Consider the following 12,508-nt stretch of genomic DNA (forward strand, 5'->3'; position numbering starts at 1 on the left):
CGGTTGGACGACCACTGCAACCGCGCGAAAGCGCAGTCGTGAAAGGATGATTCCGTGACCGACCGAGGACCGGCTGACGGGTGGCGTACGGGTTGGCGGCACCGTGATTGGCTGAACCCACCCCCGCAGGTCTCCCGCGACCAGGACGACCTGCTGGTCACGGCGGCGGAGGGCAGCGACCTGTGGCGAACCACCTCCTACGGGTTCATCCACGACACGGGCCACGCCCTGCTCACCGACTTCCCCGACGGGACGGCCGCGGAGGTCAGGTTCATCGCTGACTTCTCGGCCCAGTTCGATCAGGCGGGCCTGCTGATCCGTGCCGACGCGGAGCAGTGGATCAAGGCCGGTGTCGAGTTGGCCGACGGCGTCCTGCAGCTAGGAGCAGTCGTCACTCGGGGTGTCTCGGACTGGTCGGTCGCCCCCGTGCCGGAGTGGTCGGGCCACGCCGTCGTCGTACGCGCAAGTCGCAACGGCGACGCCCTCACGGTTCGGGCCCGAAGCGGCGACGAAACCTGGCGGCTCGTGCGCGTAGCACCCTTACCGCCCGGGCCTCTACGCGTGGGACTTCTGTGCTGCGCGCCCACACGCTCGGGCCTTGTCGTGCGGTTCACCGACCTGCGGCTCGTCGAGGCGGACCAGTCTCTTCACCCCTGAGCAGACCGAAGTGTCGGCGACGAGCGCCCGAACCCCGCATGAGCGGAGGACTTCTTCCCGAGTTGTGCCTCCGGGGAACACGCACAGATGGACCTCTACACGTGGGCGCACCAGCTGGTGCCGGCCATGTCGAGCGGGAGCTGACCGGGGAGCAGAGGCGGGGCCTGCGACATGTAGGTGTGCCCGGTGGGGGTGGTGGTGCGCACCGTGTGGGGCGCGCCGGGTTGCCGGGTGGCGACGGTCGCGGCGGTGAAGCCGGGGAGCTGCTTGGTGTGGTTGCAACGCACGCAGAGGCTTTGGCCGTTGGCGTCCGTCGTGGGCCCGCCGTTGGCATGGTCGCGAACGTGGTCCAGGTGTCGGGCGGCGGCGTCGCACCAGGGGGTTCGGCAGGTATCGGTATCGCGGGTCAGTAGGTAGCGGCGCAGTCCTGCCTCGAAGGTGCGGCGGGTGGAGTCCATGGCGACGAGGGTGCCGGTCGCCGGGTGGGTGTAGAGCCGGCGCAGCCACACCTGACCCTTCAGCGATTCCGAGTCAAGCGTCTGCGCGACGTCAGACTGTGCGCTCCTGCCCGCTCCCATGCCGACCGCGGAGTTCGACACCGAGCCTGTGCCTGCACCCGTGCGTCTCGTGAGCAGGTCGCGGCCCAGGCGGCAGGGACGATGCCGTAGCCGGGGATCTGCGCGGGGGTGGCGTCGCCAGCGAGCAGGGCCCGGTCGGTCATGACGAGCTGGACCTCGACGGGGACCGCGTCGGCGGCGGACTGCCCGGTGAGCCGGGTGACGAACGTGTCGGCCATGACCTGGCCCTTGCCGCGCTCGTCGCCGCCCGCGCGGGCGGCATCGGCGGCCGCGGTGAGGGCGGCGTGCGCGGCTACGGCCTGCGCGAGGGGGAGCAGGGCAGTGAGGTAGGCCATCGTGTCGGGGGCGGGACGGATCGTGACCCGCCGCTCCCCCTCGGCCTTGGCCGCGCGCGCCATGACCGAGGCGGCGTCGACCCGGTACGCGACCGACCGGACCCGGCGGACGAGCTCACGGTCGCCCCAGGCACCGACCTGCTCCACGAGGTCACCGGGATCCCCCACTGGCCCGACGACCTCGGCGTCCACGAGGGTGTGCTGCTCGCTCGTCAGGGTCGCGGTCTCGGTCACGATGATCTGTGCGCGCCACTCGCTCACCTCGCCGGCCTCGAGAGCGGCCAACGTGTGAGGCATGTCCTGGGTCAGGGCCAGCGCCAGCCGTACGTGCTGAGCACCCCGGACCGGGGACTCACGGCGGGCGAGAGCGACCTGCGCCACCACTCCCGTCAGACCGGACGCACCTCGCCTGCGCGACCGCGTCGACCGCTGCCCGGTCGCCACACCGTTGTCGTCGAAGGACGCCGCCCGGGCCTGCTGGCGCGCGGCGCGCCACCCGTCGAAGTCCCCGGCGTCGGAGCACTCCCTCGCCCGTTCCAGCCAGGCCTGCGCGACCTGCTCCTGGGACTCGACGAAAGCCGCCGTGAGCCGCGCCTGAGCGGCCGCCGCCGCGGCCTTGATACGCTCGAGCGCCGCGACCTGGTCGACCCGCACCTGGTCCGACATCGAGTCGGGCCGGCCGTCGGAGCCGACCCGCGACAGCGCCGACACGAGAGCCTCCAGACCCTCCGTCGACACCAGCGCCACACCGTCGAACATGTGTTCGATTCTATGCGGAACTGGCCTTCGTCACCAGACCCGTCCACAACCGATTCGGTTCGCGCAGAGCGGAATTCGCATCAGTCGGAGTCGACATAGAGGCAGAAGGGATGGCCGGCAGGGTCCAGCAGGACCCTGACGCCTTCCTGGGGCTGGAACTCCGCGAGCTCCGCCCCCACGTCCACGGCGTGCGCAACCGCAGCGTCCAGGTCGTCCACCTCGAGGTCGAGATGGAGCATCATGATCGGCTTGCCAGGCTCACTGGGCCAGACCGGTCGCACGTAGTTCGGCTCGGTCTGGAACGCGAGGTTGTAGCCGTGGCTCTCCGACGGTGCGAGCGTCGCCCAGCCCGGGGTGTCCTTGTAGAGCGTCCACCCGAGCAGGCGCTGGTAGAAGTGCGCCAGCTCGGAGGCGTGGGGGGCGTCCAGCACGACACCGAACCAGTGCTTCGTCGTTCGTAGCGGCATCAAGCCAGTGTGCCGCTGGGGCCGGGGTATCAGGGGCCGGACGTCCGAGCACTGACCGTCGTCGAGGGAGGGTCCCCCGACCTGAGAATCGAGGTCACGATGGCCAGCAGGACCACGACCCCCGCCGTGCGCAACGGTCGGCCCACGACGCGACGTGACGGTGCGGCTGCCGCGTTGCCAGAGCCGAAGGACGCCGCCCCGCTCGCCGACATTGGCGTGCCGAGCCCGTACGCCCTCGCCGAGCTCATCGCGCACCGCTCGATCGACTGGGACGCCGTGCCCAACCGGCCGGCGTTGCTCGAGCAGATCTTCCAGACGCCCTACGGCGACCTCTTCGACCCGGCCAGCGGTTCGCCCCTGTACGTGGGTCAGACCCTCCGACCGGACGGCAGCGTGGTTCGCGCAAGGCCCGACTTCGCCCGTGGCTCAAGCCGATCCAAGGCCAGCGCGACGCACCTCGAGACGGACGCGGACCTCACCGACGTGCGCGACCTCGCGCAGCTCGTCAAGCGGCTCGGGGGGCCGTCGCTGGCCGACGTGCCGGTGCGAAACGCGTTCACAAGCGCCAACAGCGTCGTCGTGGAGCTGGGTGAGACGGCGGCCGCACGCACGCTCCGCTTCGAGCGGCTCTTCGACACCGGCCTCATCGACATCCTCTTCCCCGAGCTGCTCGGCTACCACCCGGCCGGCTTCACCTGGCAGGACGTCGGGCGGTTCTACAACGAGTCGACCGAGTTCCTCGACCCGGTGCAGGGCTACGTCGGAGACTGCTACGTCATCGCCGCGATGTCGTCCGTGGCGTGGTCGATGCCCTACGTCATCGCCGACCGGACCCGCGCCACCGGCATGGACAACGAGTCCTTTGTGCACCAGATCGGCTTCCACGGGGCCCACGGCCTGGAGCAGGTCGAGGTGACCGACCGGATCCTCGTCAGCAGCGGCAGCTCGGTGGAGTACGCGAAGTCGAAGGAGCCCGGCGAAATCTGGCCGTCCGTCTACGAGAAGGCCTACGCGAAGTGGCGTCTGGGCGAGCCGACAGACTACCCGGCGATCCCGAACATCGCCGGCGGGGACCCATCCATCGCCTGCGTGGCCCTGACCGGCCTCAGCGACTACCGCAACTGGCACAGCTCGTTCACGGCCGCCCAGATCCTCCAGCTCGTCAAGGACCACACGGTCAACGGCCGCACGACGACTCCGATGGTGTCGTGGACGTACGGCTCGGGCGAGCAGGCCGATGTCGCCTACCGCGATGCGAACGTCGTTGCCGGACACGCCTACTCGGTGCTCGGCTGGATGCGACGGAACGAGTTCGTCCGCACGTCTCGGATCACCGACGAGATCATCCCCGCGGTGGTCCGGCCCGACCTTCCGTTCCCCGGCCCCGGCCCCCTCGACGTCCGTGGTGGTGCCTCGGTCATGGGAGGTGCCACCGACGAGTTCGGGGGGCGGCTCGACGGCGGTCTCACGGGTCGGTGGACGCCCGGCGGTCTCTTCGACTACGTCGTGCGCCCAGTCGACTATGTCGTCCTCCGCAACCCCTGGGGCTACTGCGAGGGGACGGGCTCCTCGGTCGCCGCGGGGGCGCACCAGGCACGGGACGTCGACTGGTGGCGCTCGGTGCCGCTCGGCACCGACGGCGTCTTCGCGATGGAGATCAACGCCTACCACCGCTACTTCGCCGGGACGGGCGGCGCCCACTAGAGCGACCCTGCCGACACCGGTGTCGTATGGCGCCGGGCGGACCCTCGGGTCCGCCCGGCGCTCTGCGCGTGGCGGTGGGCAGGTGTGACGGTGCCGGCGAGGAGGACCTTGAAGACCTCGTGTATCACGAAGGGTGGTCGCGCCTCTGAAGGGTGTCGGCGAAGGTCCAGGCACGCGCGTCGACGATCCCCACCCTTCAGGGGGTGGTGCTGGGCGGGGCCTGGACCGCCCAGCACTTGCCTGCCCCGGCGCTCAGCCCGACGCCGCGAGGCCCCGGACGATCACGGCGAGCCCGACCTCGAACGCCTTGGCCTCGGCCGTCGCATCGGGGGCTGGGAGGTCCGGTTCGACGGTGGCTGCGAGGGCCCGATCCTGCTGTCCTGCAACAGATCCCAGGATGTGGTGCATCACGAGGGCTGCCACCTCGTCGCGCTCGGACGCGGGGGCCCCGGCACCGTGGACGAGGCGCGCGAGGTCGCGGAGCGCCCGCGCGCCACCCGGCTCGACGGCATACGCGAGCCCGACGACGTCGGCGGCATCCGGCACCTGCACGAGCGCGTCGCGGACGGTGACGGCCAGACCGACGAGCGCCTCGGCCGGGGGGCGGTCGCCCGCCGGCGGAGGGATCTCGGCGAGGAGCACGTCGGCCACCTCGACGAGCAGCTCCTGCTTGTTCGCCACGTGCCAGTAGAGGGCCCCGGGCGCGACGCCGAGCTCACGGGCGAGGCGACGCATCGACAGGTCACCGAGCCCGTAGCGCCGCAGCAGGTCGACGGCGGTCGCGACGACCTGCTCCCGACTGAGTGCCACGCGCTCCCCTGCCCTCGACATGCGGTTCCGGCGGACCCGCGTTGACAGCCGAGCCTAGCGACTCGGCATACTGAACACCGTTCAAGTTGAACACCGTTCAATGCCGCGCGCAAGGAGCCTGCATGACCCGCCGATTCGACGACCTCGCCGATGCCGTCCTCGCCGGCATCCCCGCGAGCACCGACGACGCCCTCGACGTCCTGCGCGCCACGGACGAGGAGCTGCTGGCTGTCGTCGCAGCCGCGGCACGCTTGCGCCGCAAGCACTTCGGCAACACCGTCAAGGTCAACTACCTCGTCAACCTCAAGTCGGGCCTCTGCCCCGAGGACTGCCACTACTGCTCGCAGCGACTCGGCTCGCAGGCCGACATCCTCAAGTACACCTGGCTCAAGCCCGACCAGGCGATCGAGCAGGCGGCCGCAGGACTGCGCGGGGGCGCGACCCGGATCTGCATGGTCTCGAGCGGACGGGGGCCCACCGACCGAGACGTCGACCGCGTGGCGGGGATGGTCGGCGCGCTCAAGCAGGAGCACCCTGACGTCGAGGTCTGCGCCTGCCTCGGGCTGCTCAAGGACGGGCAGGCCGAGCGGCTGCGCGAGGCCGGCGTCGACGCGTACAACCACAACATCAACACAGCCGAGTCGCACCACGACGACATCGTCACGAGCCACACGTACGCCGACCGCGTCGACACCGTGACCAAGGCGAAGAACGCCGGCCTGTCACCGTGCTCGGGCCTCATCGCCGGACTCGGCGAGACCGACGAGCAGCTCGTCGAGGCCCTCTTCGCCCTCCGCGACCTCGGGTCGGACTCGATCCCCGTCAACTTCCTCATGCCGTTCGACGGGACACCGCTCGAGGGCACGTGGGAGCTGACGCCCGGACGCTGCCTGCGCATCCTCGCGATGGCGCGGATCGTCAACCCGGACAGGGAGATCCGCATCGCCGGAGGTCGCGAGATGCATCTCCGCTCACTCCAGGGCCTGGCCCTCCACGTCGCCAACTCGATCTTCCTCGGCGACTACCTCACGTCCGAGGGCCAGGCTGCCGAGGCCGACCTCGAGCTGATCCGCGACCACGGCTTCGTCGTGCTCGGCGCCGACGAGGACACCTCTGCCCCGAGCCGCGTCCCGAGCGCCACGCATGACCCGGCGAAGCGGCGTCGGGGGGCCGGGACGGACCTTCCCGCCAATGCCTGAGGCCCCGGGATCACCGCTCGCCGCCCGTGACGGCGGGCTCGTCTGGCACCCCTATGCCCCGCTCGACGGACCCGAGCCGTATGCCGTCGAGGGCGCCTCGGGTGTCCGGCTGTCCCTCACGGCCCCCGACGGCGAGCAGTTCGAGGCCGTCGATGCGATGGCGTCCTGGTGGTGCGCCGTCCACGGGTACCGCAACCCGGTCCTGGACGCCGCGGCCCACGAGCAGATCGACCGTTTCAGCCACGTCATGTTCGGCGGACTGACGCACGAGCCCGCGGTCCGGCTCGCCGAGCGCCTCACGACGATGGCCCCCGGCCCGATGGCCCACGTCTTCTTCGCCGACTCCGGCTCGGTCTCGGTCGAGGTCGCCCTCAAGCTGGCCCTGCAGTACCAGACTGCGCGCGGACGCCCCAACCGCCAGCGCTTCCTCACCGTGCGCGGTGGCTACCACGGTGACACCTTCGCGGCGATGAGCGTGTGCGACCCCGTCGACGGCATGCACTCAGCCTTCCCCGGCGCCCTGGCTCGACAGGTCTTCGCCCCCAGGCCCCCGGCCGCACGCCTCGTCACCACACCCAGCGGTGAGGACCACTGGGGGGCAGACCGCTCCGCGCTCGACCTCTGGGCGGCGGAGGTGCGCATCCTCGCGCAGACCCACGCCGACGAGCTCGCCGCCGTCGTCGTCGAGCCGGTGCTTCAGGGCGCCGGCGGCATGTACGTCTACCACCCCGACTGCCTCCGCGTGCTGCGCGAGGTCGCCGACGAGCACGGCCTGCTCCTCGTCGTCGACGAGATCGCCACCGGCTTCGGTCGCACCGGTCGCCTGTTCGCCTCGGAGTGGGCGGACGTCGTCCCCGACGTGATCTGCGTCGGCAAGGCTCTGACCGGCGGATACCTGTCTCTCGCAGCGGTGCTCATGACGCGCGAGGTCGGTGCTGCCATCACCCGATCGGAGTTCCGAGCCCTCCTGCACGGGCCGACCTTCATGGCCAACCCGCTCGCCTGCGCCGTGGCCAATGCCTCCGTCGAGCTCGTCGAGAGCAGCTGGAAGGACCATGTGCCGCGCGTCGGGCGCCTTCTCACCGAGCACCTCTCTCGGGCGGCGGCACTCCCCCACGTCGCCGACGTGCGGACCCTCGGAGCCGTCGGCGTCGTGCAGCTGACGTCTCCTGTCGACGTCGCCCGCGTCACCCGGGCCGCGCTCCGCCGTGGTGTCTGGGTGCGCCCCTTCCGTGACCTCGTCTACACGATGCCGCCCTACGTCTGTACGGACGACGAGGTCCGTCTCATCGCCGATGGGGTCGTCGGCGCGGTGGCAGAGGTCCACGCATGAGCAGCTGGGACGCGTGGCTGGCGGAGCGCTCCGACCTCCGCGCCGAGCGGGGCACCGAGCGCTTCGACCCCGTCCTGCGACTGGGCGGTCCGCGGCGCGGGTCACGTGACCCGCTCGACCTCGCCTCCAACGACTACCTCGGCCTGTCCCGCGACGACCGCGTCGTGGCCGCAGCCCGCGAGGCCCTCGAGCGCTACGGGGCCTCGGCGACGGCGAGCCGGCTCGTCACCGGGACCCTTCCCGTCCACCGTGACCTCGAGGCCGCCCTGTGCCGGCTCACGGGCCAGCCGAGCGCACTCGCCTTCTCGACCGGGTATGCCGCCAACCTCGGGGTGCTGACGGCGCTCAGCGGGCGCGGGGCCGAGATCCTCCTCGACGCCCACGCGCACGCCTCTCTCCACGACGCGGCCCGCATGTCGCGGGTGCCCCACGACACCTTCGCCCACAACGACCCCGACGCCCTCGACCGCGAGCTCGCAGCGCGGCCCGACCGGCGAGTCCTGGTCGCCGTCGAGTCGATCTACTCGGTCCTCGGCGACGCCGCGCCCCTGCGCGCACTGGCGGACGTCTGCCACCGTCACGGCGCCCTGCTCGTCGTCGACGAGGCGCACGGCATCGGGGTGGCCGGTCGCGGCCGCGGCCTCGTCCACGAGCTCGGCCTGGTCGGGGCCCGCGACGTCGTCGTGACGCTCACCCTGTCGAAGGCGCTGGGATCCCAGGGCGGCGCCGTGCTCGGCCCGACCACGGTGCGCCACCACCTCGTCAACACCGCGCGCAGCTTCATCTTCGACACGGGACTCGCGCCCGCGTCGGCCGGCGCAGCCTGCGCCGCCGCTGGCCTCGTCGCCGACGACCCGAGCCTGGCGGCCGCCGTCCGCGCCAACGCCGGCACCATCGCGGCCATCTGTGGGATCGACCAGGCGGCCGGAGCCGTCCAGTCGCTGCCGATGCCGTCGCCCGAGAGCGCCGTCGCCGCGGCCCTCGAGCTGCGCGCGCAGGGTGTCCTCGTCGGCTGCTTCAGGCCGCCCAGCGTTCCCGACGGGGTGTCCCGGCTCCGTGTCACGGCTCGGGCGGACCTGTCGGGCGACGACCTCTACGAGGCCGCCCGGCTCGTGGCCCGGGCAGCCGCGACTCACGGCGAGGCTCCCGGTCCCGGTACCGTCGAGGGGCCACGGGCAGGGGATGCTCCCTCCCCCGTCCGTGGCCTCCCGTCGGTCGCGGCCGTAGAGGGTGTGCAGCCACCGGCGCCACCGTCGCCACTCGGGTCCATCCCCCCGCACGGCGACGATGACTGAGGTGCACCTCCCGCGCGTCGTCCTCGTGACGGGCACCGACACCGACGTCGGCAAGACCGTCGTGACGGCGGCCGTCCTCGCCACGGCACGGGCCGCGGGACGCAGCGTCACGGCATACAAGCCCACGCAGACCGGGGTGGCACCCGGCGAGCCGGGAGACATGGCCGAGGTGGAGCGCCTGACGGGCGTGGCGACCGTCGAGGGCGTGCGCCTGCGGGCGCCCATGGCGCCGAGGCCGGCAGCCGCGCTCGAGGGCGTCGGCCTGCCCACCCTGGCCGACCACGTGGCCCGGGTCGCGGACCTGGGCGTACGCCACGACCTCGTCGTCGTCGAGGGCGCGGGCGGTCTGCTCGTCGAGCTGACCGACGCCGGTGAGACTCTGGCCGACCTCGCCACGATCCTGGAGGACAGCGGGGTGCTCGTCGTGGCCCGGAGTGCACTCGGCACCCTCAACCACACCATGTTGACGCGAGAAGCACTGTCCCACAGAGGAGTCCGGCAACTCGGCATCGTCATCGGCGCGTGGCCCGACCATCCCGACGTCATCGAGACGACGAATCGCGACTACCTCGGGGCGCTCCCCGGGGGTCTGGTCGGCGCCGTGCCGCTCGGCGCCCCACGCCTCGACCCGGCGACCTTCGCCGCCGACGCTCCAGGCTGGCTGCCGGGACTGGCTCAGCGCCTCGGGACACCCTGACGCAGCAGGCCGTGCACGATGCCGTCGGTGAGGGCACGCCACGACGCGGCGAGGATCGAGCCGGCGACACCGATGGTGTCCCACGACGTCTCCCCGTCGGAGGTCTCGATGAGCACACGCGTCACGGCGTCCGTGCCGTGCGAGGCATCGAGGATGCGCACCTTGAAGTCGATGAGCTCGATCTTCTCGATCTCGGGGTAGGCGCGGGCCAGGGCTTCGCGCAGCGCGTGGTCGAGCGCGTTGACCGGACCGTTGCCCTCGCCGGTCGCGATGAGGCGGGCACCGTCGGCACGCAGCTTGACGGTCGCCTCGGACGTGGCGTCACCTTCGCCCGAGGAGTCGGTGATGACCCGCCACGACTCGACCTCGAAGTAGTCGGTGCACCCCGGCTCGAGCGCCTCGCGGAGCATCAGCTCGACGGTCGCGTCGGCGGCGTCGAAGGTCCACCCGCGCAGCTCGAGGTCCTTGACCTCGGCGAGCACCGCGGCGACGACGTCGGGGCGGTCGGACAGGTCGAGCCCCGCCTCACGCGCCTTGAGCTCGATGCTCGCGCGCCCGGCCATGTCGGAGACGAGGGTGCGCATGCCGTTGCCGACGAGCGACGGGTCCATGTGCTGGTAGAGGTCGGGATCGACCTTGAGCGCGCTCGCGTGCAGACCCGCCTTGTGCGCGAAGGCGCTGGCGCCGACGTAGGGCTGGCGACTGTAGGCAGGGACGTTGGTCACCTCGCTGATCGCGTGCGCGATGTGCATGGCCCGGCGGAACGCATCGGGCTCCATGGCGTCGAGCCCCAGCTTGAACTGGAGGTTGGCGGCGACCGTGAGCAGGTCCGCGTTGCCGGTGCGCTCGCCGTAGCCGTTGACGGTGCCCTGGACGTGGGTCGCGCCGGCCCGGACCGCCGCGACGGAGTTGGCCGCCGCGCAGCCGGTGTCGTTGTGGCAGTGGGCACCGACGCGGGCGCCCGTCGAGGCGATGACGTCGGCGACGACCTCCTCCACCTGGTGCGGGAGCATGCCCCCGTTGGTGTCGCAGAGCACGACGACCTCGGCGCCGGCCTCGTGCGCGGTGCGCACGACCGAGAGGGCGTAGTCGCGGTCGAGGTGCCAGCCGTCGAAGAAGTGCTCGCAGTCGAGGAAGACGCGCCGACCCTGGGCGACGAGGTGGCCGACCGTGTCGCGGACCATCTCGAGGTTCTCCTCGAGCGTCGTGCGCAGGGCGCGTTCGACGTGGCCGGTGTGGGACTTCGCGACGAGGCACACGACCGACGCCTCGGAGTCGAGGAGGGCACGCACGAGGGGGTCCTCCGCCGCGACCCCGCCGGCGCGACGGGTGGCCCCGAAGGCGGCGAGGGTCGCGTGACGCAGGTCGAGCTCGGTGCGGGCCCGCTCGAAGAACTCCGTGTCCTTCGGGTTGGCTCCGGGCCAGCCGCCCTCGATGAAGTCGACCCCGAGATCGTCGAGCAGCCCGGCGATGGCGAGCTTGTCCGACACCGAGAGGTTGAGCCCCTCCTGCTGGGCGCCGTCGCGCAGGGTGGTGTCGTAGACGTGCAGCGCTTCCATGGCCTTCATTGTCCTCGATCTCGGGGGTTCGGCCGACCGCCTGTTCGGGGCGGGCGACGCGGGGTGGGGAGGCGTCCCGGTCTCTTCTCGTGGTCGCGGCGGCCGGGGTGGTGGCCTTCGCGGTGTCTCCCTCGGGGTGGTTCGGGAAACAAAAAGACCCCCCAGGGTTGGGAGGTCTGCGCGACGAGGGGTGCTCGTCGCGCTATTCGATAATGAGGGTGCCGGTCGGCACGGGTCGCTTCATCACACGCTCACGGTAGGGCTCACGAAACAACCGCGAAACAGCACGTCCGGATCGTGGGACCGCCGTCCCACTCCGCGGTTGGGGTGATCCCGCCGCCCACGGGTCCGACGACACCTCGCACCCGCGCGACGGCATACGTCATCGGCTGGTGGCGGCGGCCTCGACGAGGGCGCGGAAGAGGCGCGGGTCGGTGCCGACCTCCGGGTGCCACTGGACCGCGAGCCGGAAGAAGGCGTCCGGGTCCTCCATCGCCTCCAGCGTGCCGTCGTCGGCCCACGCCGAGGCCTCGTAGCCCGGGTGGGTCAGGACGGACTGGTGGTGGTAGCTCGGCACGTCGGACTCCTCACCGAGGATCTCGGCCAGCCGGGTCCCCGCGACGGTGCGAACGGCGTGGTTGCCGTACGTCGCCGGCGCCGGTGAGTGCTCGTCGTGGCCCACGCGGTCGGGCACGTGCTGCTCGAGGAGCCCCCCGGCCGCGACCGCCATGACCTGCATCCCCCGGCAGATGCCGAGGACCGGCAGGTCGGTTCCCGCCGTCGCCCGGGCGATGGCGAGCTCCGTGGAGTCCCGGTCGGGACGCGAGGCCTGGACGGAGGCGTGCCGTTCGTCCGCGTAGAGCTCGGGCGCCACGTCGACCCCACCGGCGAGGATGACGCCGTCGAGGCGCTCGACGATCTCGAGCGCCGTCCCGTCGTCGAAGTCCGGGCGCGGCGGGATGACGATCGCGATCCCGCCCGCCTCCTCGACCTGTCGGACGTAGCGGTGCGGCACGAGGGCCCCGGGCACGTCGACCCAGCGACCCCACGACGCACGTTCGACGTAGGCGGTGATCCCGATGACCGGACGACCCATGACGACCTCCTGCTCCAGC

General features: G+C 71.8%; 12 protein-coding genes. 6 read left to right on the forward strand and 6 right to left on the reverse strand.

Features of this window, described 5'->3' with window-relative positions; all coding sequences use genetic code 11:
* Positions 1-54 precede the first annotated feature (54 nt).
* Positions 55-657, forward strand: coding sequence for a DUF1349 domain-containing protein (locus NR112_RS03155; protein ID WP_374511219.1), 603 nt, complete (start codon positions 55-57; stop codon positions 655-657).
* A gap of 95 nt (positions 658-752) precedes the next feature.
* Here the strand turns inward: NR112_RS03155 and NR112_RS03160 are convergent, their stop codons facing one another.
* The 3 genes from NR112_RS03160 to NR112_RS03170 form a co-directional block, all read right to left on the reverse strand.
* Positions 753-1,115, reverse strand: coding sequence for an HNH endonuclease (locus tag NR112_RS03160; protein ID WP_256792513.1), 363 nt, complete (start codon positions 1,113-1,115; stop codon positions 753-755).
* A gap of 59 nt (positions 1,116-1,174) precedes the next feature.
* Positions 1,175-2,329: a DUF222 domain-containing protein gene (locus NR112_RS03165; protein WP_256792514.1), complete on the reverse strand. Its 1,155-nt coding sequence runs from the start codon at positions 2,327-2,329 to the stop codon at positions 1,175-1,177.
* An 80-nt stretch (positions 2,330-2,409) separates the two neighbouring features.
* Positions 2,410-2,796, reverse strand: a complete 387-nt coding sequence (locus tag NR112_RS03170) for a VOC family protein (RefSeq protein ID WP_256792515.1) — start codon at positions 2,794-2,796, stop codon at positions 2,410-2,412.
* A 99-nt stretch (positions 2,797-2,895) separates the two neighbouring features.
* On the opposite strand from NR112_RS03170, the gene NR112_RS03175 reads away from it, so the two are divergent.
* A complete protein-coding gene (locus NR112_RS03175; protein WP_256792516.1) occupies positions 2,896-4,500 on the forward strand; it encodes a C2 family cysteine protease in 1,605 nt (534 codons plus the stop codon).
* Between the two features lie 252 nt (positions 4,501-4,752).
* On the opposite strand, the gene NR112_RS03180 is transcribed toward NR112_RS03175, so the two are convergent.
* Positions 4,753-5,310: a TetR family transcriptional regulator gene (locus tag NR112_RS03180; RefSeq protein ID WP_256792517.1), complete on the reverse strand. Its 558-nt coding sequence runs from the start codon at positions 5,308-5,310 to the stop codon at positions 4,753-4,755.
* 122 nt (positions 5,311-5,432) lie between these two features.
* On the opposite strand from NR112_RS03180, the gene bioB reads away from it, so the two are divergent.
* From bioB to bioD, 4 genes are read left to right on the forward strand one after another with little or no spacing between them, the layout of a single operon-like run.
* Positions 5,433-6,509: a biotin synthase BioB gene (gene bioB, locus NR112_RS03185; protein ID WP_256792518.1), complete on the forward strand. Its 1,077-nt coding sequence runs from the start codon at positions 5,433-5,435 to the stop codon at positions 6,507-6,509.
* Entirely contained in the window at positions 6,502-7,842 is a 1,341-nt protein-coding gene (bioA, locus tag NR112_RS03190) for an adenosylmethionine--8-amino-7-oxononanoate transaminase (protein WP_256792519.1), read from the forward strand. Before bioB ends, bioA begins: the two co-directional genes overlap by 8 nt.
* A complete protein-coding gene (locus NR112_RS03195) occupies positions 7,839-9,137 on the forward strand; it encodes an 8-amino-7-oxononanoate synthase (RefSeq protein ID WP_256792520.1) in 1,299 nt (432 codons plus the stop codon). Before bioA ends, NR112_RS03195 begins: the two co-directional genes overlap by 4 nt.
* Position 9,138: 1 nt before the next feature.
* A complete protein-coding gene (gene bioD, locus NR112_RS03200) occupies positions 9,139-9,834 on the forward strand; it encodes a dethiobiotin synthase (protein ID WP_256792521.1) in 696 nt (231 codons plus the stop codon).
* On the opposite strand, the gene cimA is transcribed toward bioD, so the two are convergent.
* Together cimA and NR112_RS03210 are read right to left on the reverse strand one after the other, a co-directional pair.
* Positions 9,813-11,393 (reverse strand): citramalate synthase, encoded by a 1,581-nt coding sequence (gene cimA, locus NR112_RS03205; protein WP_156035144.1) that lies wholly within the window; start codon positions 11,391-11,393, stop codon positions 9,813-9,815. The genes bioD and cimA overlap by 22 nt on opposite strands.
* A gap of 382 nt (positions 11,394-11,775) precedes the next feature.
* Positions 11,776-12,489 (reverse strand): gamma-glutamyl-gamma-aminobutyrate hydrolase family protein, encoded by a 714-nt coding sequence (locus tag NR112_RS03210; protein ID WP_256792522.1) that lies wholly within the window; start codon positions 12,487-12,489, stop codon positions 11,776-11,778.
* Between the last annotated feature and the right edge of the window lie 19 nt (positions 12,490-12,508).

Source organism: Terrabacter sp. Ter38 (assembly GCF_024519435.1).
Lineage (GTDB): Bacteria > Actinomycetota > Actinomycetes > Actinomycetales > Dermatophilaceae > Terrabacter.

Excerpts from the sequence above, each read along its gene's own strand:
- NR112_RS03160 (WP_256792513.1), bottom strand. The coding sequence starts at position 1,115 with ATGGACTCCACCCGCCGCACCTTCGAGGCAGGACTGCGCCGCTACCTA.
- bioA (WP_256792519.1), top strand. The coding sequence starts at position 6,502 with ATGCCTGAGGCCCCGGGATCACCGCTCGCCGCCCGTGACGGCGGGCTC.
- bioB (WP_256792518.1), top strand. The coding sequence starts at position 5,433 with ATGACCCGCCGATTCGACGACCTCGCCGATGCCGTCCTCGCCGGCATC.
- NR112_RS03210 (WP_256792522.1), bottom strand. The coding sequence starts at position 12,489 with ATGGGTCGTCCGGTCATCGGGATCACCGCCTACGTCGAACGTGCGTCG.
- NR112_RS03195 (WP_256792520.1), top strand. The coding sequence starts at position 7,839 with ATGAGCAGCTGGGACGCGTGGCTGGCGGAGCGCTCCGACCTCCGCGCC.
- NR112_RS03175 (WP_256792516.1), top strand. The coding sequence starts at position 2,896 with ATGGCCAGCAGGACCACGACCCCCGCCGTGCGCAACGGTCGGCCCACG.
- NR112_RS03170 (WP_256792515.1), bottom strand. The coding sequence starts at position 2,796 with ATGCCGCTACGAACGACGAAGCACTGGTTCGGTGTCGTGCTGGACGCC.
- NR112_RS03165 (WP_256792514.1), bottom strand. The coding sequence starts at position 2,329 with ATGTTCGACGGTGTGGCGCTGGTGTCGACGGAGGGTCTGGAGGCTCTC.
- cimA (WP_156035144.1), bottom strand. The coding sequence starts at position 11,393 with ATGGAAGCGCTGCACGTCTACGACACCACCCTGCGCGACGGCGCCCAG.